General features: G+C 62.5%; 23 protein-coding genes. 7 read left to right on the top strand and 16 right to left on the bottom strand.

What is annotated here, in order from left to right:
• Window positions 1-86: 86 nt before the first annotated feature.
• The 3 genes from ACXYL9_RS05505 to rpmF are packed head-to-tail and all read right to left on the bottom strand — an operon-like array spanning window position 87 to window position 2,330.
• Window positions 87-1,061 carry a beta-ketoacyl-ACP synthase III gene (locus tag ACXYL9_RS05505; RefSeq protein WP_459039864.1) on the bottom strand — a complete coding sequence of 325 codons (975 nt, stop codon included), beginning with the start codon at window positions 1,059-1,061 and terminating at the stop codon, window positions 87-89.
• The gene (gene plsX, locus ACXYL9_RS05500) at window positions 1,058-2,128 is read right to left on the bottom strand and encodes a phosphate acyltransferase PlsX (protein ID WP_459038580.1); all 1,071 of its coding nucleotides are present in this window, start codon (window positions 2,126-2,128) and stop codon (window positions 1,058-1,060) included. The genes ACXYL9_RS05505 and plsX overlap by 4 nt, the downstream gene beginning before the upstream one ends.
• 22 nt (window positions 2,129-2,150) lie before the next feature.
• Window positions 2,151-2,330 (bottom strand): 50S ribosomal protein L32, encoded by a 180-nt coding sequence (rpmF, locus tag ACXYL9_RS05495; protein WP_459038579.1) that lies wholly within the window; start codon window positions 2,328-2,330, stop codon window positions 2,151-2,153.
• Window positions 2,331-2,525: 195 nt separating this feature from the next.
• On the opposite strand from rpmF, the gene ACXYL9_RS05490 reads away from it, so the two are divergent.
• Complete coding sequence (locus ACXYL9_RS05490) at window positions 2,526-2,924, top strand: MAPEG family protein (protein WP_459038578.1); 399 nt, start codon at window positions 2,526-2,528, stop codon at window positions 2,922-2,924.
• A gap of 9 nt (window positions 2,925-2,933) precedes the next feature.
• Here ACXYL9_RS05490 and ACXYL9_RS05485 read toward each other — a convergent pair whose 3' ends face one another.
• The 3 genes from ACXYL9_RS05485 to ACXYL9_RS05475 all read right to left on the bottom strand — a co-directional run bounded on the left by ACXYL9_RS05485 (window position 2,934) and on the right by ACXYL9_RS05475 (window position 5,530).
• Window positions 2,934-3,599: an MBL fold metallo-hydrolase gene (locus tag ACXYL9_RS05485; protein WP_459038577.1), complete on the bottom strand. Its 666-nt coding sequence runs from the start codon at window positions 3,597-3,599 to the stop codon at window positions 2,934-2,936.
• 52 nt (window positions 3,600-3,651) lie between these two features.
• Window positions 3,652-4,332 carry a S24 family peptidase gene (locus ACXYL9_RS05480; protein WP_459038576.1) on the bottom strand — a complete coding sequence of 227 codons (681 nt, stop codon included), beginning with the start codon at window positions 4,330-4,332 and terminating at the stop codon, window positions 3,652-3,654.
• A 259-nt stretch (window positions 4,333-4,591) separates the two neighbouring features.
• Window positions 4,592-5,530, bottom strand: coding sequence for a D-2-hydroxyacid dehydrogenase (locus ACXYL9_RS05475; RefSeq protein WP_459038575.1), 939 nt, complete (start codon window positions 5,528-5,530; stop codon window positions 4,592-4,594).
• A 66-nt stretch (window positions 5,531-5,596) separates the two neighbouring features.
• Here ACXYL9_RS05475 and ACXYL9_RS05470 point away from each other — a divergent pair, with 66 nt between their 5' ends.
• A complete protein-coding gene (locus tag ACXYL9_RS05470) occupies window positions 5,597-6,208 on the top strand; it encodes a 2OG-Fe(II) oxygenase (RefSeq protein WP_459038574.1) in 612 nt (203 codons plus the stop codon).
• Here the strand turns inward: ACXYL9_RS05470 and cysS are convergent.
• From cysS to ACXYL9_RS05445, 5 genes are all read right to left on the bottom strand, one after another.
• Window positions 6,205-7,656, bottom strand: a complete 1,452-nt coding sequence (cysS, locus tag ACXYL9_RS05465) for a cysteine--tRNA ligase (RefSeq protein WP_459038573.1) — start codon at window positions 7,654-7,656, stop codon at window positions 6,205-6,207. The genes ACXYL9_RS05470 and cysS overlap by 4 nt on opposite strands.
• Window positions 7,657-7,690: 34 nt before the next feature.
• On the bottom strand, window positions 7,691-8,365 hold the full coding sequence (locus ACXYL9_RS05460) for a nitroreductase (RefSeq protein WP_459038572.1): 675 nt from the start codon (window positions 8,363-8,365) through the stop codon (window positions 7,691-7,693).
• 4 nt (window positions 8,366-8,369) lie between these two features.
• Complete coding sequence (gene cobT / locus ACXYL9_RS05455) at window positions 8,370-10,190, bottom strand: cobaltochelatase subunit CobT (protein WP_459038571.1); 1,821 nt, start codon at window positions 10,188-10,190, stop codon at window positions 8,370-8,372.
• A gap of 24 nt (window positions 10,191-10,214) precedes the next feature.
• Window positions 10,215-10,868, bottom strand: a complete 654-nt coding sequence (gene fsa, locus ACXYL9_RS05450; protein ID WP_459038570.1) for a fructose-6-phosphate aldolase — start codon at window positions 10,866-10,868, stop codon at window positions 10,215-10,217.
• Window positions 10,869-10,952: 84 nt separating this feature from the next.
• A complete protein-coding gene (locus ACXYL9_RS05445; protein WP_459038569.1) occupies window positions 10,953-11,639 on the bottom strand; it encodes a DUF4197 domain-containing protein in 687 nt (228 codons plus the stop codon).
• 55 nt (window positions 11,640-11,694) lie between these two features.
• On the opposite strand from ACXYL9_RS05445, the gene ACXYL9_RS05440 reads away from it, so the two are divergent.
• Both ACXYL9_RS05440 and ACXYL9_RS05435 read left to right on the top strand, forming a co-directional pair.
• Complete coding sequence (locus tag ACXYL9_RS05440; protein ID WP_459038568.1) at window positions 11,695-13,860, top strand: primosomal protein N'; 2,166 nt, start codon at window positions 11,695-11,697, stop codon at window positions 13,858-13,860.
• Window positions 13,861-13,873: 13 nt separating this feature from the next.
• Window positions 13,874-14,506, top strand: a complete 633-nt coding sequence (locus ACXYL9_RS05435) for a glutathione S-transferase family protein (RefSeq protein WP_459038567.1) — start codon at window positions 13,874-13,876, stop codon at window positions 14,504-14,506.
• Between the two features lie 6 nt (window positions 14,507-14,512).
• Here ACXYL9_RS05435 and ACXYL9_RS05430 read toward each other — a convergent pair whose 3' ends face one another.
• From ACXYL9_RS05430 to ACXYL9_RS05415, 4 genes are all read right to left on the bottom strand, one after another.
• Entirely contained in the window at window positions 14,513-14,899 is a 387-nt protein-coding gene (locus ACXYL9_RS05430; protein WP_459038566.1) for a nuclear transport factor 2 family protein, read from the bottom strand.
• Window positions 14,896-15,291 carry a RidA family protein gene (locus tag ACXYL9_RS05425; RefSeq protein WP_459038565.1) on the bottom strand — a complete coding sequence of 132 codons (396 nt, stop codon included), beginning with the start codon at window positions 15,289-15,291 and terminating at the stop codon, window positions 14,896-14,898. Before ACXYL9_RS05425 ends, ACXYL9_RS05430 begins: the two co-directional genes overlap by 4 nt.
• Window positions 15,292-15,327: 36 nt before the next feature.
• Window positions 15,328-16,377, bottom strand: a complete 1,050-nt coding sequence (locus tag ACXYL9_RS05420; protein ID WP_459038564.1) for a bifunctional transcriptional activator/DNA repair enzyme AdaA — start codon at window positions 16,375-16,377, stop codon at window positions 15,328-15,330.
• A 76-nt stretch (window positions 16,378-16,453) separates the two neighbouring features.
• Window positions 16,454-17,107 (bottom strand): SH3 domain-containing protein, encoded by a 654-nt coding sequence (locus ACXYL9_RS05415; RefSeq protein ID WP_459038563.1) that lies wholly within the window; start codon window positions 17,105-17,107, stop codon window positions 16,454-16,456.
• 118 nt (window positions 17,108-17,225) lie between these two features.
• On the opposite strand from ACXYL9_RS05415, the gene ACXYL9_RS05410 reads away from it, so the two are divergent.
• Window positions 17,226-18,728, top strand: coding sequence for a S1 family peptidase (locus ACXYL9_RS05410; protein WP_459038562.1), 1,503 nt, complete (start codon window positions 17,226-17,228; stop codon window positions 18,726-18,728).
• Between the two features lie 4 nt (window positions 18,729-18,732).
• Here ACXYL9_RS05410 and ACXYL9_RS05405 read toward each other — a convergent pair whose 3' ends face one another.
• Complete coding sequence (locus ACXYL9_RS05405) at window positions 18,733-19,560, bottom strand: TauD/TfdA dioxygenase family protein (protein ID WP_459038561.1); 828 nt, start codon at window positions 19,558-19,560, stop codon at window positions 18,733-18,735.
• Window positions 19,561-19,770: 210 nt separating this feature from the next.
• On the opposite strand from ACXYL9_RS05405, the gene ACXYL9_RS05400 reads away from it, so the two are divergent.
• Window positions 19,771-20,325 carry a F0F1 ATP synthase subunit delta gene (locus ACXYL9_RS05400; RefSeq protein WP_459038560.1) on the top strand — a complete coding sequence of 185 codons (555 nt, stop codon included), beginning with the start codon at window positions 19,771-19,773 and terminating at the stop codon, window positions 20,323-20,325.
• 5 nt (window positions 20,326-20,330) lie between these two features.
• Window positions 20,331-21,860 carry a F0F1 ATP synthase subunit alpha gene (gene atpA, locus ACXYL9_RS05395; RefSeq protein WP_459038559.1) on the top strand — a complete coding sequence of 510 codons (1,530 nt, stop codon included), beginning with the start codon at window positions 20,331-20,333 and terminating at the stop codon, window positions 21,858-21,860.
• Window positions 21,861-21,879 lie beyond the last annotated feature (19 nt).

Raw genomic sequence — 21,879 nt, 5'->3', positions numbered from 1 at the left:
ATAGCCCAATGCCCGACTGGCCGCAATGCCATCGGGCAGAAAATCGTTTGCTAAGGCTAGCTTAGGAGGCGCAAGCCAACAAAAGTCTACATGCGGGCGAGACACGCGCCCCACGTGAACCCGCCGCCCATGGCCTCGAACATGACGAGATCCCCAGCCTTGATTCGGCCATCCCTGATCGCCGTGTCGAAGGCCAGCGGAACCGAAGCAGCAGAGGTATTGGCATGCTGGTCGACCGTGACGACCACCTTCTCCATCGGCAATCCGAGCTTGCGGGCGGTAGCATCGAGGATGCGGGCATTTGCCTGGTGGGGCACGACCCAGTCGACTTCGCTGGCAGAAACACCTGAATCTTCAAGCACTTCGTTCAGGACTTCTGCCAAGTTGACGACCGCGTGGCGGAATACCTCGCGACCTCTCATGCGTAAATGTCCGACCGTCTGCGTGGTGGAAGGCCCGCCATCGACATACAGCAGGTCATGCTGCCCGCCGTCGGCGTGAAGCCGGCTTGCGATGAGGCCCGCAGACTTCGTGTCATTGACATCACCCTCGACCGCTTCGAGCACAATTGCGCCCGCGCCATCGCCGAACAGAACGCATGTGGTGCGATCTTCCCAATCAAGGATGCGGCTGAAGGTTTCAGCGCCGATCACCAGCGCTTTCTTGGCCGAGCCGGTCCGCAGCAGCGAATCGGCAGTGGTCATTGCGTATAGAAAGCCCGAGCAAACCGCCTGTACATCGAAGGCAATGCCGCCTTGGCAGCCAAGGGCGTGCTGGACCTTGGTAGCGGTGGCCGGAAAGGTGTTATCAGGCGTCGCTGTGGCCAGAATGATCAGGCCGATCTCGGCCGCATCGACCCCGGCGGCGGCCAGCGCCTTGCGCGCGGCCTCGGTCGCCAGCGTGGCGGTAGTCTCGCCTTCGCCGGCAATATAGCGTTGCCGGATGCCGGTACGCTCTACAATCCATTCGTCGCTGGTATCGACTTCGGCTGCCAGCTCGGCATTGCTGACGACGCGCTTTGGCAGGGCGGAGCCGCTGCCGCGAATGACCGAGCGGATCACTTCGCCGCCCCCGACTGTGATCCGTTGCTCGCGGTCGCGTTCCACATCCGGTCGCCAAGCTCATGCAGGTCCGACGCGATTCGTTCGGTCAGCTTTTCTTCGAGCAGGCGCGCCGCGACCGCAACGGCGTTGGCGATACCGACCGCATTGGCGCTGCCATGGCTCTTCACCACTACGCCGTTGAGGCCGAGGAAAACCGCGCCGTTGTGATTGTTGGGGTCCAAGTGATGCTTGAGCAATTCGGTCGCCGGTCGCGATACGAGGAAACCGACCTTCGAGCGGATCGAGCTTGTAAAGGCCGTGCGCAGCAGATCGGTCACGAACCGGGCGGTGCCTTCGATTGCCTTCAGGGCAATATTGCCGGAAAATCCGTCGGTAACGACGACATCGACTTCGCCGCGATTGATCTTGTCGGATTCGACATAACCATCGAACTGCATCGCCAGACCCGTCGCTTCCTGCAACTGGCTGGCCGCTTCGCGCAGCCGGTCAAAGCCCTTGATTTCCTCGGTGCCGATATTGAGCAGGCGCACGCGCGGCTTGTCACGCCCGGTCAGGATTCGCGAATAGGCTGCGCCCATGATGGCAAATTGCACCAGATTGCGGGCATCCGCCTCGGTATTGGCGCCGAGATCGAGCATGATGACATCATTGTCGCCCAGCGTAGGCATGATACCGGCCAGGGCCGGTCGATCGATGCCCGGCATGGTGCGCAGCGCCAGCTTGCTCATCGCCATCAGCGCGCCGGTATTACCTGCGCTGACCGCAGCACCAGCCTCGCCCATCTTCACCGCGTTGACGGCCAGGCCCATACTGGTGGTTTTGGCCCGGCGCAGGGCCTGGGTGGGAATCTCTTCGCCACCAACGATATCGTCGGCATGAAGAATTTCGGAAGCTTGGCGCAGATTCGGATGGCCCTCGAGCGCACGCTTGATGCGCGTCTCGTCACCAACCAGCAGGAACTTGAAGCGAGAATGGCGGTGTCGGGCTTCGGCCGCACCGTCCATCATCACGCGCACGCCTTCATCACCGCCCATCGCATCGATGGCGATCCGCGGCAGGCTCATGGCGCTCTCCAGCTAGCTGAAATTAAAGGCTCGGAGCGAGGACTTCGCGACCGTTATAAAAACCGCAGTGCGAGCACATGTTGTGCGGGCGCTTGAGTTCACCGCAATTATTGCATTCGTGGAAGGCTTCGACCTTCAACGAATCATGCGAACGACGGTTGCCACGGCGATGCGGCGATACTTTTCTTTTAGGGACAGCCATGGCGGCACCTGTTCCTTGAATTCAGACTGTTGCAAGCCGCACTAGGCGATGAGGTCAAAGGGCACAACCCTGTCGGGTGTGCCGCGCAAACCTATCTCATTGGCGGCGAAGGCGCGCCCTATATAGGAATTTTCACGCGTTGCAACCACAAGCGCACCGTGTCAGAGCCGCAGATACCACAGGGGAGAGGGCAATATGGGAATTCTTTTACCGGTTACGCTGGCATCTGCGGCCGCTGCAGGCATCCTGGCGATCTGGCTGATGATTCGCGTCGGACAGGTTCGTACGGCGCACAAAATCAGTATCGGCGACGGGGGCAACGAGCATGTCATCCGCCGCATGCGCGCTCACTCCAACTATGTCGAAAGCGCGCCCTTCGTGCTGGTGCTGATTGGTGTGATCGAAATCGCCAATGCTGGCGGCGAATGGCTCAAATGGGTCGCTATCCTCTATTTTGTTGGCCGCATTGCGCATGGCCTGGGCATGGACGGAACGACATTCAAACGGGGCCGCTTCATCGGCACGGTCCTCACCATGCTGACATTGCTAGGGCTATCAGTCGTCGCCGCGCTTATCGTATCCGGAATAATCTGACCCCCGGGGTCACCCGAGGACGTAATCATTGACAAACTGGTTGGTCTTGCGTTCCTGGCCAAAGGTGCTGGTGGGACCATGGCCGGGGATAAAGGTCACGTCGTTGCCAAGCGGCCAGAGTTTCTTGGTGATGGCGTCGATCAGGTCCTGGTGGTTGCCCATCGGGAAATCGGTGCGGCCGATACTGCCCTGGAACAGCACGTCGCCAACTACAGCGAACTTGCTGGGCGCGTGGTAGAACACGACGTGGCCGGGCGTGTGGCCGGGACAATGTATGACGTCGAGCGTCAGATCGCCCACCGTCACGGTGTCACCGTCGTCCAGCCAGCGATCGGGCTCGAACACTTGCCCCCGGATACCGTACTTGCGCCCGTCCTCGTCAAGGCGGGAGATCCAGAAGCGGTCGGCCTCGTGCGGTCCCTCGATAGGCACGCCGAGTTCCTTCGCCAGAATTCCAGCTTCCCCGCAATGGTCGATATGACCATGGGTGATGAGGATCGTTTCAAGCTCCACCCCGGTCTTCGCGAGGCCCGCCTTGAGCTTGTCGAGGTCGCCGCCCGGATCGATGAGAGCGCCCTTGTTGGTGGCGGTGCACCAGATTAGCGAGCAATTCTGCTGCAAGGGGGTGACGGGAATGATCCCGGCTTTCATTGGCGGTGTGGCGGTTTCGGTCATGGGCGCTGATGTGGCTTTGACGCGCCCGAAGCGCAAGGGTCGGATCGTCGGATCAGACCCTCCCGCTTTTCCACACTACCCGGCCAATTACCTCGACATCCTCGATCGACAGCTCGACCGGAGGGTAGGAGAGGTTCTGGCTCAACAGCGAAACCCGCCCCTGCCCCGAACGCGCCAACCGTTTCACACTGAGCGTATCGCCTACGCGCACGACATGGATGCCGTCGCGCCAGGGACCGGGGGTTCGGTCGACCAGTACTTCGTCACCATGGCGCAGCAATGGCTCCATCGAATCGCCTTCAACCGTGACCGCACTCAACATCTTTGGATCGAGTCCGTTCTCTCGCAGCCAGCGCCCCGAGAAGCCGAAATTGTCGAACGGAGTTTCGCCATTGGCAAAGCGTCCCGGGCCAGCCGATACCGCGATCGAGAGTCGTGGGACCGCAATGAAATCATCGTCGCGGTAGGGTGACGCAGGTGTATAGGATTTTTCCTCCACACCACCGAGTTCAGCCTCTTTCACACCAAAAAATTCAGCCAGCGTCCGGCGGTCGCCTTCCTCTAGCTTCTTGGGACTTCCCTTGCGGATGAACTGCTGCAAATAGCTGGAATTCCGTCCAATCAAGGCAGAAAGTCGTGAAAGACTGGTGCCGCTCGACTCCGACAATTCGAGCAAACGGCTGCGCGGGTCGGCCGTGGATTGCATCTGGTCTGACAAGATACCCACTTTCATTCTTCCTACGTATACGAAAGATTTTTCCTAGACAAGTAGGATTTCGCCTCTCACCAATGGCCTCAGAGGACAGCGAATCGGCTTGGAGATTGAGGCTCGCATGCTCATCAGACGAATAGAGAATTCCTGCGCGAACACGATATGGCGGCAACCATGGCCGATGCAAACGTGACCGGGATCGAAAGCACGCTGCTGCCCGAACCGCGCATGTTGGTCGAATGCGAGCTGCTGCTGCTGGAGGACGCCTGACGCGGCGTGTTCAATATCCCAGTGACAGGTCGAAACGCGGCTCTACCGGTTCGCCGGCGAGGTACCGATGGCAGTTGGCGATAAATCGTTCTGCCGATCGCTGGAACATCTTCGTCTGCGCCCGGCCCGAAAGGTGCATGGTGACATGCGCATTGTCGAGCGACCACAAGGCATGATCGGCGGGCAGCGGTTCTGGCGTAGTAACGTCGAGAAACGCCCCGCCGATCCGCTTCGACTCAAGCGCGGCGACCAGCGCCTCCTGGTCGACCACTTCGCCGCGCGCGATATTGACGAGCACAGCGTCGGATTTCATCGCCGCGAGCTCGTCAGCTCCGATCATCGCCGCAGTCTCGGTCGTGGCCGGCACGGCGAGGATCACCCAATCGAAATCGCCCAGTCGTTCGCGCCACTGATCCGGGCCCAGCGCTCCCTCCCCGCCCGAGCGACGCACCACTGTTACTGCGACGTCGAAGGCTTCGAGGCGCGGCTTGATGAGCTTGCCGATCGCTCCATAGCCCAACAGCAGCGCCTTTGATCCAGCGAGTTCGATCTTGCCCGGCGAATCGGTCAGCCAATCGCGCCGTTCCTGCGCCCGCACAACCTCGCGATAGCCCTTGGCATGGACCAGCATTCCCATGACGACATATTCGGCAATGGTGATGGCGTTGATGCCGACGCCATTGGTGACTGTTACACCCCGCTCCCGCATCAGCTCATGAGGCAGGAAATCGAGCCCGGCATAGATCGAACTGAACCATTGCAGCTTCTCGGCGCGCTTGATCGCCTCGACCATCGGCTCTTTGGCGTCGAGATCGAACCAGCCGATCTCCGCCTCGGGGGCGAGCGCCATCAACTCCTCGACAGATGCGAAGAATTTCGCTTCTATGCCATCGGGTAGATGCGGTTCGACCAGTGGGCGGACAAGAGCAGACAGGACGGCAACTGGCATGGCAAACCTCGATCAGGTCGAACAGGGCCATTCTCCTAGCGGGATTGGCTGGCTGGGGGAAACCCGGTGAGCGCAACTTCGGTGCCGCCGCATGCCATTATCGATGACTTCCTGGACCAGGACACAGCCTCTCGCCTGCTCGAACATGCGCTGAAGAACAGGAACCTGTTCCAGCCCGCCACGACGACCAAGGATGGCGAGACCAGTCAAGCCCGCGAGGATCGGAGGGCCGCCAGCTTCGCTGACCTGGGTCCGGCGAGCAAAGAATTCAGCACCGCAGTCGAAGAACGATTTGATAATTTGTGCCAAGCCATCGGCATGGAACCCTTCGCCCTGGCGGGGATGGACATCGAACTGGCGGTGCACCGCGATGGCGGCTTCTTTCTGCCGCATATCGACACCATGACGGCGGCCGACCGGGGGATCATGGAGGGCGACCGGCTGATCAGCCTGGTCTATTACATGCACTTGCCGGGAGCGCGCTTCAGCGGGGGGCACCTGAGCCTGTTGCCGTTCGTGGGCGATGCCGAGCCGAGACGTGTCGCGCCGCGCCATAACCGGCTGGTCGCCTTCCCAAGCTTTGCCCGCCATGAAGTCGAGAGGATCAGCGTTCCCGGCGATGCCTGGGAAGACGCGCGTTTTTCGATAAATTGCTGGTTGCTGCGCGGCCGCAACTAACCCAGCTTCCATTCCCAGCCGAGCGGATCGCCGTCCATCACCTCGACACCCTTTGCGGCGAGTTCGTCGCGGATGGCGTCGGAGCGCTCGAAGTCCTTGTTGGCACGCGCGGCCTTGCGGCGTTCGAGCGCTTCTTCGATTTCGATCCCGGTGATTACGGCCGACATTGGTCGGAGCCTCAATTCCTCGCGGGTGAGATCGAAAAGGCCAAGCCCGAGAACCCGGTCCATTTCCTCGATCACTGCGCGTTTTATACCTGGATCGACCTTCTTGACCGCCAGGGCGTCTTCCAGTGCTACAAGTGCGACCGGCGTGTTGAGATCGTCAGCGATGGCGGCGGCGAAACTATCGCGCATGGGGGCAAACTTGGGGTGTGCAGGATCGCCGGCAGGTTCGCCGCCAAGCCTTTCGACCGCGATTACGATTCTCTTTAGCCGCGTCAGCGCTGCCGCCAGTCCATCCCACGAAAACTCCAGTTCGCTGCGGTAATGCGCCTGCAGGCACATCATCCGGTAGGCGAGCGGGTGGTAGCCCTTGTCGACTAGCAATTGCAGCCGCAGGAACTCGCCGGACGACTTGCTCATCTTGCCCGACCGTTCGACGAGGAAATTGTTGTGCATCCAGATCCTTGCGCCGGAATTCGTCGCATCCGAAAGCCCGCCGCAGCCGCAGAAGGCCTGGTTCTGCGCGATCTCGTTGGGGTGGTGGATCTCGCGGTGGTCGATCCCGCCGGTATGGATGTCGAAGGGGAAGCCGAGCAACTTCTCGCCCATGACCGAGCATTCGAGGTGCCAGCCCGGCGCGCCGCGCCCCCACGGGCTGTCCCATTCCATCTGGCGAGTCTCGCCCGCCGGGGTCTTGCGCCAGATGGCGAAGTCGGCGGCGTTGCGCTTGCCCTCGACCGTGTCGATGCGCCCCTCGCCGTTTTCGGTCACCGCACGCGCAAGCCGGCCATAATCCTCGACCGTCGAGACATCGAAATAAAGGCCGCTTTCCAGCTCGTAGCAATGCTGGTCCGCAATACTCTTGGCGAACTCCAGCATTTCATCAATGTAATCGGTCGCGACCGACCACTTGGCCGGCTGGCGGATATTTAGCGCCTTAACATCGCCCCAGAACGCCTCGGTGTAATGTTTGGCAATCTGCCAGATATCCTGCGCCTTCTCGGCCGCCATCTTCTCCAGCTTGTCCTCGCCCGCATCGCCGTCGTCGGTCAGGTGGCCGACATCGGTGATGTTGATGATGTGAGTGAGGTCGTAGCCCTTCCAGCTCAGCGTCCGCCCCAGCACATCGGCAAAGACATAAGCGCGCATATTACCGATGTGAGGGTAATTGTAGACCGTTGGCCCGCAGGTATAGACGCGCGCCTCGCCCGGATGGACGGGTTCGAACCGCTCGACCTGGCGGGTGAGCGAATTGAACAGCTTGAGAGGCACGGTGTCGGTCATGGTGGCGGCGCTTTGCTTGGCAGCGCGGGCAAGGTCAATCCCACCCGTCCCAGCGGATGCTCTCTTCCAGCGAAGCGCGGGCGACGTCGAATTGGTTCACCGGGGCGTCGGGGTCGCGGTAGCCGATGGCAACGCCGCAGAAGAATGTGTGATCCTCGGGAATATCGACCACTTCGCGGATCTGCGGCGAATAGACCGCCCACGCCTCCTGAAAACAGGTGTCGAGCCCTTCCTCGCGCGCCAGCAGGCCGATGGTCTGCAACCACATCCCGATATCGGACCATTGCGGCGGGCCCATATATTTGGGCGTGTGGACCAGCATCAGCACCGGCGCGCCGAAGGCCTGGAAATTGCGGGCGAACCACATCAGCCGCTTGCCCTTCTCCTCGCGAGAGATTTCCAGCGCGCCATACATGTCCTCGCCGACCCCGCGGCGGCGCTGTTCGTAGGCACCGTCGAGTTCAGGCGGATAGACGTGATATTCCGGCGCATGAGCGGCGCGGCCCTTAGGAAATTCCTCAGCGATGCGATCAAACAGCCGCTGCATAGGCGCTCCGGTCAGCAGGATTCCATGCCACGGCTGGGTGTTCCCGCCGGAGGGCGAGCGCTGCGCTGTCTCAAGAATGCGGGTGAGGGTTTCGCGCTCGACCGGCTTGTCGAGGAAGGCGCGAACCGAGCGGCGCGACTGGACGGCTTCGGTAACATTCATCGACTCACTCCACCTCGAACAGATCGGCGAGTTGCTCGATGATCGTGCCGCCCAGTTGCTCGACATCCATGATCGTCACCGCGCGCTTGTAGTAGCGGGTGACATCGTGGCCGATGCCGACGGCGACGAGCTGGACCGGGGACTGGTTCTCGATCCAGTCGATGACCTTGCGCAGATGGGTTTCGAGATAGCCAGCGCTGTTGACGCTCAGCGTGCTGTCGTCGACCGGCGCGCCATCGGAAATGACCATCAGGATGCGGCGATCCTCAGGCCGGGCAATGAGGCGATTATGCGCCCAGAGCAGAGCCTCGCCGTCGATGTTTTCCTTGAGCAGGCCCTCGCGCATCATCAGGCCGAGGTTGCGGCGCGCGCGGCGCCACGGCTCGTCGGCCTGCTTGTAGAGAATGTGGCGCAGATCATTGAGGCGACCGGGTTGCGCAGGCTTGCCTTCGGCGAGCCATTTTTCGCGTGATTGCCCACCCTTCCATGCACGGGTGGTGAAGCCGAGGATCTCGGTCTTGACCCCGCACCGCTCCAACGTGCGCGCCATGATGTCGGCGCTTATAGCGGCAATGGAAATGGGTCGCCCGCGCATCGAGCCGGAATTGTCGATCAACAGGGTGACGACCGTGTCTTTGAACTCGGTATCGCGCTCGATCTTGTAGCTCAGCGAATGGCCGGGGCTGATGACGACGCGTGCGAGACGGGCGGCATCGAGCATCCCTTCTTCCTGGTCAAAATCCCAGCTGCGGTTCTGCTGCGCCATCAGCCGCCGCTGCAACCGGTTGGCGAGCCGGGTAACGACGCCTTGAAGGCCGGTCAGCTGGCTGTCGAGGTAGGCCCGCAGCCGATCCAGTTCCTCGCTGTCGCACAGTTCGGAGGCGGCGATCTCCTCGTCGAAATTGTCGGTATAGGCGTTGTAGTCGAAGCTTTCGGGCAGGTCTGTCCACGGACGGTTGGGGCGAACGGGCATCATGCCTTCCTCGCCCTCATCGCCCAGCTCGCCGTCGCTCATCTCGTCGCTGGCTTCGCTCTCGGCATCGCCGTCGGCCTCGCCGTCGGCATCCTCGCCGGCCATTTCGGCCGGGTTGGGCTGCTGGTCGCCGCTGGCCTCGTCCTCGCTGTCGTCCTGGTCCTGTTCGTCCTCGCCGCCCTCGTCATCCTCGCCATCGTCATCGTTGGCATCGGGAGCATCGGACGGATCGGTCAGTTCGAGGTGGCGCAACATGTCGAGCGCGAGCGACTGGAACGCCTTCTGGTCGTCAAGCGAGCTGGCAAGGTCCTCGAAATCGCTGCCAGTCCGGCTTTCGATAAATTCGCGCACCATTTCGACCCCGGCCTGCGCGCGCTTGGGCACCGGCTTGCCGGTCAACTGCTCGCGCAGCATCAGGCCGAGCGCGGTCTGCAACGGTACCTCGCTTTCGGACTTGGCGCGGGCGATGGGGTCGGTCGCGGTGCGCAGCTCGATCGCAGCGTCGAGATTTTCAGCAATGCCGTCGAACCGATTGGTGCCGATCGCCTCGTAGCGGGCCTGTTCAACCGCGTCGTAGACGGCTCGCGCCACCGGATCGCTGGGCGCATTGGTGTCGTGCAGCTTCTGGTTGTGATGGCGCAGCTTGAGCGCGAAACTGTCGGCAAACCCGCGCGCCTCCGCCGCCTGTTCGGGCGGCAAATTGCGGCCCGGCAAGGGCACGCGAAAATTGCGCCCCTGCGCCGAAGGGCTGTCGGCGCTCCACGCGACCTCGATCTCCGGCTCGTGCGCAAGCGCCCGCGCGGTGCCGGTCAGCACGCGTTTGAAAGAATCGAGAGGTGTTTCGTCGGACAAGGGAGTGTTCGTTTTCCGAGGCGGTTACAGGATGCTCTGGCCGGTGGCCTTCCAGTCCTTGAGAAAGCCTTCGATGCCCTTGTCGGTCAGCACGTGATTGAACAGCGACTTGATGACCTTGGGCGGCGCAGTCATCACGTCGGCACCGATCAGCGCGGCCTCCAGGACGTGGGTGACATGGCGCACGCTGGCGACCAGGATTTCGGTCTGGTAATCGTAATTATCGTAGATCTGACGGATATCGCGGATCAGATCCATGCCGTTGACGCCATTGTCGTCATGCCGGCCGACGAAAGGCGACACAAAGGTCGCGCCCGCCTTGGCCGCCAGCAGCGCCTGGTTGGCGCTGAAGCACAAGGTGACGTTGACCATGGTGCCATCGTCGGTCAGCGCCTTGCAGGTCTTGAGACCGTCGATCGTCAGAGGCACCTTGATACAGACATTGTCGGCGATGGCGCGCAGCTTGTCGGCTTCCTTCATCATGGTTTCGTGATCGAGCGCGACGACTTCAGCGCTGACCGGTCCATCGACCAGTCCGGCGATCTCGCGCGTTACTTCCATGAAATCGCGGCCCGATTTGGCGATCAACGAGGGATTGGTCGTGACGCCATCGAGCAGGCCGGTGGCGGCCAGTTCCTTGATGTCGTCGATCTCTGCGGTGTCGGCGAAGAATTGCATGGCTGGGAAGGCTCCTGATCGGTGATTCCCAGCCTCCCTACCGAAGCGGAGCAGGCACTGCTAGCCCCGTGCTCGCCGGCAGGCCTACAGCCGCGCGCCTGCGCCAAACACTCCAATCAGCAGCGGGTCCTTGGTGCTGCGCGGATCTTCGCGGATCAGGGCTTCCTCACGGCCCATTTCACGCCAGATCGCATCGTCGATCGTGCGGCCAAACCGGTTCGCGACACCGGCCACATCAACGCCGGTCAAGGCGCTGACGGCCTGCCCGACCAGCGGGTCCTCCGCCACGCGGATGGCACTTGTCAGTTCGGGCACCATCGCATCGAGCAAGGAATACCCCAGTTCACCGCGCAGGAACGTCGTTGCAGCGCGGGGCCCGCCGCGCACCAGGTCGATCGCGTTGGCGATGCCAATCGTGCGCACGGCATCGCTGACGATAGGAGCGGCGCGATAACTGGCATCGATAGCGAAATCGGCAAAGGCATCTTCCAGCCGATTCTTGAACAATTGCGAGGTGAGAATGCGCGAGAGCACATCGCCGCGCGTACCCAGCACTGCACCGAGCCCGATCTGGGCGACCTGCTCGTCCCAGTAGCCGCCGGGAGCGGTCAGCCGCGAAAAGGCGCGCTCGCTCGAAAGCATCAGCATCCGGCGAATGGCCTCGGTAAAACTGAACCCGCCGCCCAGCGTTGTACAGGCGGGCAGGGCAAGCAGCATTCCGCTGGCCGCAGTACCCGCCAGCATCGAACGGCGCGAAATAATCCCGGTCATTTGATCGTCTCCAAACCTTGTGCGCACGCTGTGCAACTGCCCATATGGCGCTGGCATGAACCGCACGCGCATCCTTACTTTCAACGCTGCCCTGCCAGTGCTCGACTACCGCGTGCCCGAAGGCATGAGCGTGCGACCCGGAAGCGTGGTGGTAGCCCCGCTTGGCCCGCGCGAGATCCTCGGCATTGCCTGGGAAGAAGAACGCCTGCCGGGCCAATCGGTGCCCGACGCAAAGTTGCGGCCCTTGCGCGACATCGTGCCTGTCCCGCCGCTGCGGCCAGAATTGCGGCGGCTGATCGAGTGGACGGCGGACTATTACTGCGCCCCGATGAGTAGCGTTGCACGGATGGTGCTGGCCAGCGGCGGCGCGCTGCGCGGTCCTTCGACCACGACCGAATATCGCCTATCTGGCGGGGCTCCCGAGCGGATGACGCCGCAGCGCGAGCGCGCAATGGAGCGGCTGGAGGGCGAACAGGCGACGATCCGCGAACTGGCCGAGATGGCAGGGGTATCCGACGGGGTGCTGCGCGGCTTGGTCAACCAGGGTGCGCTGGAACCGGTCGTTGTCGACATCGATCGCCCCTACCCGCGCGCCCATCCCGATCATGCCGAACCGATCCTGTCGCCTGGCCAGCAGGAAGTGGCTGACGAGCTGGTTGCGGCTGTGGAGGCCAGGCAATTCGCCCCGATCCTGCTCGACGGAGTGACGGGATCGGGCAAGACCGAAACCTATTTCGAACCCGTCGCGGCGGCATTGCGGATGGATCGGCAGGTGCTGGTCCTGCTGCCCGAAATCGCGCTGACAGAGGCTTTTCTGCGCCGGTTCGAAGACCGCTTCGGTGCCGTTCCGATCGTCTGGCACTCGAGCCTCAAGTCGACCGAACGGCGGCGCGCATGGCGGGCGATTTCCACCGGCGAGGCACAGGTTGTCGTCGGCGCACGCTCGGCCTTGTTCCTGCCCTATGCCAATCTCGGCCTGATCGTTGTCGACGAGGCGCACGAGGTCAGTTTCAAGCAGGATGAGGGCGTGCGCTACAACGCCCGCGACGTGGCGGTAATGCGTGGGTCTTTCGAGCAGCACCCGGTGATCCTCGCCAGCGCCACCCCGGCGCTCGAAAGCCTGCAGATGGCCGAGAGCGGTGTGTATCGGAAGCTCGATTTGCCGAGCCGCTATGGTGGCGCCGAAATGCCCGCGATCCGGCTGGTCAACCTGACCGAGGAAAAACCAGAACGCGGCCGCTGGCTGGCACCGTCACTAGCGCGTGAGCTGTTTGTTCGGCTCGAACGCGGCGAGCAGTCGCTGCTGTTCCTCAATCGGCGCGGTTATGCGCCTCTGACGCTGTGCCGCAATTGTGGCTTCCGCTTTCAATGCGCCAACTGCAGTGCCTGGCTGGTCGAGCATCGCTTCAGCAAGCGCCTCGCCTGTCACCATTGCGGACACGAAGAGCAGCCACCCGACACCTGCCCCGAATGCAGCGAGCCCGATTGCCTCGTCGCCTGCGGTCCCGGGGTAGAACGGATCGCCGACGAAGTGGCTGAGCTCATGCCTGAGGCGCGCGTCGCCGTGGTCACTTCAGACACGCTCAACACGCCCGAAAAGGCGGCGGAGTTCGTGGCGCAGGCCGAGGCGCGGGAAATCGATGTCATCGTCGGCACCCAGTTGGTGACCAAGGGTTTCCACTTCCCCGAACTGACCCTGGTCGGCGTGGTCGATGCCGATCTCGGGCTGGAGGGCGGCGATCTGCGTGCGGCCGAGCGCACTTACCAGCAGGTCGCGCAGGTAGCAGGCCGCGCCGGACGCGGCTCCAAGCCGGGGGAAGTCCTGATCCAGACCCGTCATCCCGAATCGCCTGTCATCGAGGCACTTGCCGCCGGCGACCGCGACGCGTTCTACGAAGCCGAAACCGAGGCCCGTCGTCATGCCGGTGCTCCGCCCTTCGGCCGCTGGGCCGCGATTATCGTCTCTTCCGAAGACGAGGCCGAGGCGCGCGCAGCGGCGCAGCGCATCGGACAGACCCAGCCGCGCATTGCCGATATCGCCATCCTCGGCCCCGCGCCCGCGCCGATGGCTCTTCTGCGTGGCCGCTATCGCTATCGCCTTCTTATCAATGCTCGCCGCTCGGCGCGGGTGCAGGATGCGATCCGCGATTGGCTCGCACCGCTGGACTTCCCGCGCGGCGTGCGGGTATCGATCGACATCGATCCCTATAGTTTCGTTTGAGAGGACTGCCCCCATGCTCACCATTCATCACCTGCGCATTTCACAATCGGAACGCATTGTCTGGCTGTGCGAGGAACTGGGCCTCGATTACGATCTGAAGCTTTATAATCGCGATCCCGAAACGCGGTTGGCCCCGCCCGAGTTGAAGGCGCTGCACCCGATGGAGGTGGCCCCGCTGATCGAGGACGGCGATACGATGCTGGGCGAAAGCGGTGCCATCGTCGAGTACATCGTCGGCAAATATGCGCCCGATACCGATCTCGTGCCCGGCCCCGACCACCCGGATTTCGCCGACCACCTTTATTGGTTCCACTTCGCCAACGCGACCTTCATGACCAACGGCATGATGCAGATCGCCATCAACGCGGTGCAGGCCGAAATGCCACCGTCGCTGGGTAAGCGGGTCAGCAATGCCTGGGCGCAGATAGAGCAGCGGCTAGGCGAAACCGATTATTTTGGCGGCGCGCAATTGACCACGGCTGACATTATGATGGGTTTCCAACTCACCACCAGCCGCGCCTTCAACAATATGAGCATCGACCACCTGCCTAACCTCAAGGCCTATCTGCAACGCATCGGCGCACGCGACGCCTACCAGCGCGCCATGGCCAAGGCCGAACCAGTGTTCCCGCCCAAGCTCGACTGATAACGATCAGGTCGGAGGGGAGAGGGCCTCGAGCAATCCGGCCGCGCGCGCGCTGTCGAGGTATTCGCGCAAGGCCGTGATCTTGCCGTTCCTGACATCGCCGACGACGCACACCGCCAGATCCAGCTGCGCACCATCGGGCAGCGTCCCGCGCACCGCGTGTTCCTCGACGAAGCCGGTCGCGGTCGCCTCCCGCACCGGCGCTTCATAACGGAAATCTTGCACAACCGCGCTGACGGCAGCTGAAAATTTCAGCAGGGTTTCAAGGTCCATCGCCGGCCCGCCATTCTGGGTGCCGCGAAACCCGGGCGCGCATAGATCGCGAGCCGCGTCGAGATCGCCGCGTTCGAAGGCAGCGAACAATTTGGCGGCTAGGGCGACATGATTGCTCATGCGACGGCCGTGGCCTCGATCTCGATCATGATGTCGGGATGGTACAGGGCCTGCACCCCCAGCAGCGTGCTGGCAATCTGCGCCCCGGCCGCGCCGTGGATCGGCATGACTTGATCGGCTATTTCCATGAAAGCTGGCACATCGGTGACATAGAAATTGAGCCGCACGAGGTTGCTCGCATCCATCCCCGCCGCCCCCAGCGCATCGGTCAGGCAGCTCCACGCCGACTTGTACTGCGCGACCATATCGCCGGGGTGCATCGGCGCGCCGTCGGCATCCGAGGCTGTCTGGCCCGACAGGAAAAGCGTCCGGCTGGCGCCCGAAACCTCGACCGCGTGGTTCAGGCCGTAATGCTGCAGCCACGGCGTCGGGTTATGCGTTTTCCGGTCCATGTGAGTCCTTCCAAGAAGTGATGACTCGATGCTGCATCACCTTCGGCTTGAAGTCGACTCCCGCCGGAGCAATTCAGCCTTGATGTCGGTTCCGTAGGCATAGCCGCCCAGCCCGCCATCGGATGCAATGACGCGGTGGCAGGGGATCAGCACGGCGATATTGTTGGCTCCGTTCGCACCGCCGACCGCGCGGCTGGCCTTGGGATTCCCGAGCATTGCGGCCTGCTCGCCATAGCTGCGGGTTTCGCCGGGCGGTATCTCGCGCAGGGCCTGCCAGCAGCGCTGCTGAAAGGCAGTGCCTTTCACGTCGAGCGGAATGTCGGCGATATCTGCGCTGGCGGGCTGTTCCACTGCCTGGGTGACACGTTCCAGCAATCCCTGGAATTCCTTGCCGCCCTCGACCAGTTCAGCGCGGGGAAAGCGGGCGCGCAGTTCTTCCTCCCCCTCGTTGAAGCTGAGGCAGCACACGCCCTTCTCGGTCGCAGCGACCAGCATCGGCGCGAGTGAGGTTCCGACGATCGCATAGTGGATCACCCGTCCTTCCCCGCCATTTTTCCAGTCGCTCGCACTCATGCCCATCCGCCCTTCCATCGCTTCGTAAAACCGGCTCGGCGCTTCATAGCCGGCATCGTAGATCGCGTCGGTCACGCGCGCAGAGCCTGACAGCGCATCGCGCGCCCGCTGTTCGCGCAGGGCCCGCGCATAGGCTGCCGGCGAAAGGCCTGTGGCGCGCTTGAACACCCGCTGGAAGTGGCCGGACGAATACCCAGTCAGCGCAGCGAGTTCCTCCAGCGTCGGCCTTCCCTCGCTGGCCTTGATCTCGTCTATGGCTGCCAGAACCGCCGCCTCGTCACGCGCCACATCGTCGGGCAGGCAGCGTTTGCAGGCGCGCAATCCGGCCGCGCGGGCGGCATGGCCGTTGGCGAAGAAGCGCACGTTACGACGAATGGGGTGGCGAGCCGCACAACTCGGACGGCAATAGATACCGGTGCTCAAGACGCCAGTAACGAAGCGCCCGTCATAGCTGCGGTCGCGGCGCTGGACGGCGGCCCAGGCGGTGTCGGGCGGGATTGCTGCGTCGGTCATGACGGTTGTCTAATAGCAACCTAGCCGCCGCGCGTCCCGTATCTTGCGATCAAACCGCTTGGTGGAATATTTTTTGTCAGGGGCCGCAATTGCGGGCGTTGAACATGCCGTCGCGCCCATCGCGCGAGCACAGCAGACCGCCGGCGATATAGCCCTCGCGCCCGTCGGGCAGGCGGACCCGGAACCACGGATATTCACTGAGCCAGAGCTTGTCGGTGACCGCGAGTGTGGTGATCTCGGCCCCCATCCTCACACTCGCGATCCGCGCGAATCCCTCGCCCGGGCCACTGCGGACATTGCCGCCCCAGGCCATTGCGGCGCCGACGCTGGGGGTTTCGGTCCAATCCTGCCCATTGCCCGACATGCTGACCGGCATACCCAAGCTCGTAGCGCATTCGCCGGTGCCGAACGCTCCGTACAAGGTCGCAGTGCCGCCATCGATCACCATCGTGATCTCGTCATTGTGATAGACCGTGTTCCAGCCGAAATATTTCTGCGCCAGCACGGTTGGTGCAGGTGACGAATCGTCCATTCCGGCATGATCCCCCGCCAGCGCAAGCGTGCCCATGTAATACGAACCATCGGCACTAGCCGTAAGGACACCGTCACTATCGCCAACTGTACAGACGAAAGGCCCGGCAGGTGTCGCTTCTGCTGATAACGCATAGGCAGGTCCCGTGATGGCAAAAACGAGACCAACCCCCAGGGCCGCGTTGATGCTCGATTGCATAGCTGCTTTCCTTTGTCCTGGCGAAATCCGGTGTTGCTCTCGCCGCACTCTATCCTATGCGTATTCCATGCTGTCGAGATCATTGCACATACTGTTTGCCCTCGTGTCCCTTGTGCTCGTGCTCGCAACTTCGGTTGCCCGGGCCGAGCCGGAGGACATCCAGGCCGCAGCGCGCGGCGTGGTGCGTGTGGTCATCATCGACAGTGACGGGACAGAGGTTTTTCCCCTCAGCCACGGCACCGGTTTTGCCGTCAGCCCGACCCGGATCGTGACCAATGCCCATGTCGTGCGCGAAGCGGCGATGGACGACGAATTGCGCATCGGAATCGTGCCCAGCGATGGCGACGATGCCAGCTATGCCCGCATCATCCGCACCATGCCCGGCAAGGATCTGGCTCTACTTGAAATAACCGGCGATCTGCGGCTGCCCGCGCTCAGCATTGCCGGCGTGCGCGAGCGCGACGGGGCCGAGGTGGTCTCGGTCGGCTATCCTATGAATGTCGACCGGGCGCAGGGTCTGGAAATCGGAGACATCTTCCAGCCGCAGCCGACGGTCAATTCCCGCGGCTACATCTCCGGCCAGCGGCCCAGCCGCCAATTCGACAGCATCTTGCACACCGCTCCGATCGCGCGCGGCAATTCGGGTGGCCCGCTGCTCGACCAGTGTGGCCGGGTGCTGGGAGTCAACAGCTTCGGGGCCGAATCAGGTGGTTCGGATGCCGAATTCTTCTTTGCCGTATCCAATCGCGAACTCCTGCCATTCCTGCGCGACAACGGAGTGACCCCGCGCGTCAATAGCCAGCCGTGCCGCTCGATCGCCGACCTCGACGCGGCCGAGCGGGCCCGGCTCGATGCCGAACAGGCCCAGTCGCAAGCACAGCTAGCCGCCCGCAGCGTGGCAACACGAGAACAGCGAGACCGTGTGCGCCGCCTGGCCGAGATGGAAGTGCGCGAAACTCGCGAGAACCAGATGGCACTGGCAATGATTGCCTTGCTGATCGGTGCAGGCGCCGCACTTGCCTTTTGGCAAGCCTGGGGCCGCGAAGACGGCGAGAAGCAGCGGATGATCGCGGGCACCATTATGGGCAGCGCAATGATCGCCGCGCTGGCGCTGTGGTTTACCCGCCCTGGCCTGGACGCAATCGATCGCAAGGTGGCGGAAGCTCTAGCGGAGGAGCAAGGCTCTGGCTCACCTGGTTCATCCGACCTGGTTGCAAATGGCGGGACGATGGTCTGCACGCTGGAACCGGAGCGCAGCCGCTATACCGGCACGCCAGCAGAAACGGTCGAGTTCGGCTGGGCCGAGACCGGCTGCGTCAATGGTCGAACTCAATATGGATATAATGCCGGCGAATGGAGCCGGGTGTTCGTGCCCAATAGCGATCAGGCGGTTTCGCTCAACCGTTTCGACCCGGCCAGCAATACGTTCCGCACCGATCGCTATCTTCTAACCGCCAGCGTCATGGGCGAAGCGCGCAAGGCCCGCAGTGCCTATTCGGCACCCAAGTGCGGATCGGAAAATGCCGCCAGCCGGCTGGGCGAGTTGCAGGGCGCGGTGACCAGCGCCCTGCCCGACCGGCCTAACGAACGACTGGTCTACAATTGTCGGCCGAAGGAATAGCTGTCTAGGCCGCCAAGGCTTCGCCGCTCAACGTGATGCGGTGCATTTCGCGATAGTGGCCCTGGTAATCATTGAGCGCGTTGTGCCAGCTCGTGCGATTATCCCAGATTGCCACAGTGCCCGGCTGCCATTGCACCCGCGCCTGATTGTCATCCAGCAGCGCGGCGCCGAGCAGCTTCTGCAGCAATGGCAGGCTTTCTTCACGGGTCTTGCCCACGAAGTGGATCGTGAAGCCGCCGTTGACATAGAGCAGCTTGCGACCGGTCTGGGGGTGGCGGATGACGACCGGATGCACGGCACCCGTCTTCATGTCCTGCCCGCGTAACTCCTTGCCCATGTCGGTCTGGGCATAAAGCCCGTCGGCCTTGTAGACATGGTCGGCAGTATGGAATGCCTCCAGGTCCTCGATCTCGGCCTTGAGTTCGTCAGACAGCGAATCATACGCGGCGCCCATGTGAGCGAACAGCGTGTCGCCCCCGTGCGGCGGCAGTTCCCGCGCGACGAGGATGGAGCCCATGGCCGGGATCTGGTCGTAGGAATGGTCGGTATGCCATGCGCCGCCGATATTCGTTTCCTGGTCGGCCTTCTTTCGGACCACGGCGATTTCCTGGTGCTCGTCCTGCAGCGGAAAATAGTGGTTGATGTCGATCCCGCCCCAGCGGCGGGCAAAAGCGATGTGGTCGTCGGGCGAAAAATCCTGCTCGCGAAAAACCGCAACGCCGTGTTCGTAGATTGCCTGCTTTATGCTTTCGAGCTCGGTATCGCTGCATGTCGCCAGTTGCAGGCCGGCAACTTCCACGCCGCAGCGCGGCGCCATCTTGGTCAGTTTCATCGCCCTCTCCATCGGTTGCAGACAGCATACCTTTTTTGCCGCAAAGGCGAAAGAATGAAACATCGGCTGCAAAATCCGCAAGCGAGTCGGGTTGCAACTGGCAAGGCCCGATGCTAGGCGCGCGCCAGCTTTGCCGGGGTGCTTTCCAGTGCCCGCCACGGCCAAAAGCGATGCATCGTTATCTCCGGACCCGAAGAGGACCTCAAGCGCGTGGATATTTCCGCCGGTATTCAGGCTAGCCTGGCAGGCCGTTATGCCTCGGCACTGTTCGAACTCGCCGCCGAAGAAGGTGTCGTGTCGAGCGTCGAGAGCGATCTCGACAAGCTCGATGCCGCGCTTGCCGAATCGGACGACCTCAAGGCAGTCACCACCAATCCCGAAATAAGCCGCAAGGACCAGTCGGCCGCCATTACCGGCGTTGCCGAGGTACTCGGCCTGACGCCGCTGACCGCCCGGTTCCTGGGCGTGCTGGCTGCCAATCGACGGCTGACACGTCTGGGCGACATGATTCGCGCCTTTCGCACCATTGCCGCAGCCCAGCGTGGCGAAGTGACTGCGGAAGTTGCCAGCGCCCACGTGCTGACCGACGCGCAGCTAGAAACGCTGCGCCAGAAACTGGCGGCCCGCGAAGGCCGCACCGTAAAGATTTCCTCAACCGTCGATCCCGACCTTTTGGGCGGCCTCGTCGTCACCATCGGGTCGAAGCGTATCGACGGTTCAATCCGCACCCGTCTCAACACTCTTGCACAAGCCATGAAGGGCTAATCGCCATGGATATCCGCGCCGCAGAAATCTCCAAGGTCATCAAGGACCAGATCGCCAATTTCGGCACCGAAGCTCAGGTAAGCGAAGTCGGTTCCGTTCTTTCGGTGGGTGACGGCATCGCCCGCATCCACGGCCTCGACAATGTCCAGGCCGGCGAGATGGTCGAGTTCGCCAATGGCGTGCAGGGCATGGCCCTCAACCTCGAAGCCGACAATGTCGGCGTCGTGATTTTCGGCTCGGACGCCGAGATCAAGGAAGGCGACAGCGTTAAGCGGACCGAGACCATCGTCGACGTTCCTGTTGGCAAGGCCCTGCTTGGCCGCGTGGTCGACGCACTTGGCAACCCGATCGACGGCAAGGGTCCGATCGAGACCACGCAGCGCAGCCGCGTCGAGCTGAAGGCGCCGGGCATCATCCCACGCAAGTCGGTCGATGAGCCGGTGCAGTCGGGCCTCAAGGCCATCGACGCCCTGGTGCCTGTCGGTCGTGGCCAGCGCGAACTGATCATCGGTGACCGCCAGACCGGCAAGACCGCCGTCGCCATCGATACGTTCATCAACCAGAAGACGATCAACGAAAGCGACGACGAGAGCAAGAAGCTCTACTGCGTCTATGTCGCGATCGGCCAGAAGCGTTCGACGGTTGCCCAGATCGTCAAGCAGCTGGAAGAGAACGGCGCGATGGAATATTCCATCGTCGTGGCCGCGACCGCTTCGGAGCCTGCTCCGCTGCAGTACCTGGCTCCTTATACCGGCTGCGCCATGGGTGAGTTCTTCCGTGATAACGGCATGCACGCCGTCATCGTGTACGACGATCTTTCCAAGCAGGCAGTCGCCTATCGCCAGATGTCGTTGCTTCTCCGTCGTCCTCCAGGCCGCGAAGCCTATCCGGGCGACGTGTTCTATCTCCACAGCCGCCTGCTCGAGCGTGCGGCCAAGATGAACGACGACAATGGCGGCGGTTCGCTGACCGCATTGCCGATCATCGAGACCCAGGCTGGCGACGTGTCGGCCTATATCCCGACCAACGTGATCTCGATCACTGACGGCCAGATCTTTCTCGAAACCGACCTGTTCTACCAGGGCATCCGTCCGGCCATCAACGTCGGCCTGTCGGTCAGCCGCGTGGGCGGCGCCGCCCAGACCAAGGCGATGAAGAAGGTCTCGGGCTCGATCAAGCTGGAGCTGGCGCAGTACCGCGAAATGGCGGCCTTCGCCCAATTCGGTTCGGACCTCGATGCCTCGACACAGAAATTGCTCAACCGCGGTGCACGCCTGACCGAACTGCTCAAGCAGCCGCAGTTCAGCCCCATGCCCTTCGAAGAGCAAACCGTGTCGATCTTCGCCGGTACCAATGGCTTCATCGATCCGGTTCCAGTTGACCGGGTCACCGAATACGAAGCCCAGATGCTGAGCTTCATGCGGTCCGAACACTCCGACGTGCTCAAGACCATTCGCGAAACCGGCAAGTTCGAAGACGACACCAAGGCGGCGACAATTGCCGCGCTCGAAGCCTTCGCCAAGCAGTTCGCCTGAGCCTCAAGAGACAGATAGG

Source organism: Qipengyuania sp. CAU 1752 (assembly GCF_054482615.1).
Note: the sequence above shows the minus strand (reverse complement) of the source record. Positions and strands in the feature narration are given on the sequence as shown.

What these genes read in the sequence shown, in the direction of transcription:
- plsX (WP_459038580.1), bottom strand. Translation starts at nt 2,128, where the DNA reads ATGAGCCTGCCGCGGATCGCCATCGATGCGATGGGCGGTGATGAAGGC.
- rpmF (WP_459038579.1), bottom strand. Translation starts at nt 2,330, where the DNA reads ATGGCTGTCCCTAAAAGAAAAGTATCGCCGCATCGCCGTGGCAACCGT.
- ACXYL9_RS05490 (WP_459038578.1), top strand. Translation starts at nt 2,526, where the DNA reads ATGGGAATTCTTTTACCGGTTACGCTGGCATCTGCGGCCGCTGCAGGC.
- ACXYL9_RS05485 (WP_459038577.1), bottom strand. Translation starts at nt 3,599, where the DNA reads ATGACCGAAACCGCCACACCGCCAATGAAAGCCGGGATCATTCCCGTC.
- ACXYL9_RS05480 (WP_459038576.1), bottom strand. Translation starts at nt 4,332, where the DNA reads ATGAAAGTGGGTATCTTGTCAGACCAGATGCAATCCACGGCCGACCCG.
- ACXYL9_RS05475 (WP_459038575.1), bottom strand. Translation starts at nt 5,530, where the DNA reads ATGCCAGTTGCCGTCCTGTCTGCTCTTGTCCGCCCACTGGTCGAACCG.
- cysS (WP_459038573.1), bottom strand. Translation starts at nt 7,656, where the DNA reads ATGACCGACACCGTGCCTCTCAAGCTGTTCAATTCGCTCACCCGCCAG.
- ACXYL9_RS05460 (WP_459038572.1), bottom strand. Translation starts at nt 8,365, where the DNA reads ATGAATGTTACCGAAGCCGTCCAGTCGCGCCGCTCGGTTCGCGCCTTC.
- fsa (WP_459038570.1), bottom strand. Translation starts at nt 10,868, where the DNA reads ATGCAATTCTTCGCCGACACCGCAGAGATCGACGACATCAAGGAACTG.
- ACXYL9_RS05445 (WP_459038569.1), bottom strand. Translation starts at nt 11,639, where the DNA reads ATGACCGGGATTATTTCGCGCCGTTCGATGCTGGCGGGTACTGCGGCC.
- ACXYL9_RS05440 (WP_459038568.1), top strand. Translation starts at nt 11,695, where the DNA reads ATGAACCGCACGCGCATCCTTACTTTCAACGCTGCCCTGCCAGTGCTC.
- ACXYL9_RS05435 (WP_459038567.1), top strand. Translation starts at nt 13,874, where the DNA reads ATGCTCACCATTCATCACCTGCGCATTTCACAATCGGAACGCATTGTC.
- ACXYL9_RS05430 (WP_459038566.1), bottom strand. Translation starts at nt 14,899, where the DNA reads ATGAGCAATCATGTCGCCCTAGCCGCCAAATTGTTCGCTGCCTTCGAA.
- ACXYL9_RS05425 (WP_459038565.1), bottom strand. Translation starts at nt 15,291, where the DNA reads ATGGACCGGAAAACGCATAACCCGACGCCGTGGCTGCAGCATTACGGC.
- ACXYL9_RS05420 (WP_459038564.1), bottom strand. Translation starts at nt 16,377, where the DNA reads ATGACCGACGCAGCAATCCCGCCCGACACCGCCTGGGCCGCCGTCCAG.
- ACXYL9_RS05415 (WP_459038563.1), bottom strand. Translation starts at nt 17,107, where the DNA reads ATGCAATCGAGCATCAACGCGGCCCTGGGGGTTGGTCTCGTTTTTGCC.
- ACXYL9_RS05405 (WP_459038561.1), bottom strand. Translation starts at nt 19,560, where the DNA reads ATGAAACTGACCAAGATGGCGCCGCGCTGCGGCGTGGAAGTTGCCGGC.
- atpA (WP_459038559.1), top strand. Translation starts at nt 20,331, where the DNA reads ATGGATATCCGCGCCGCAGAAATCTCCAAGGTCATCAAGGACCAGATC.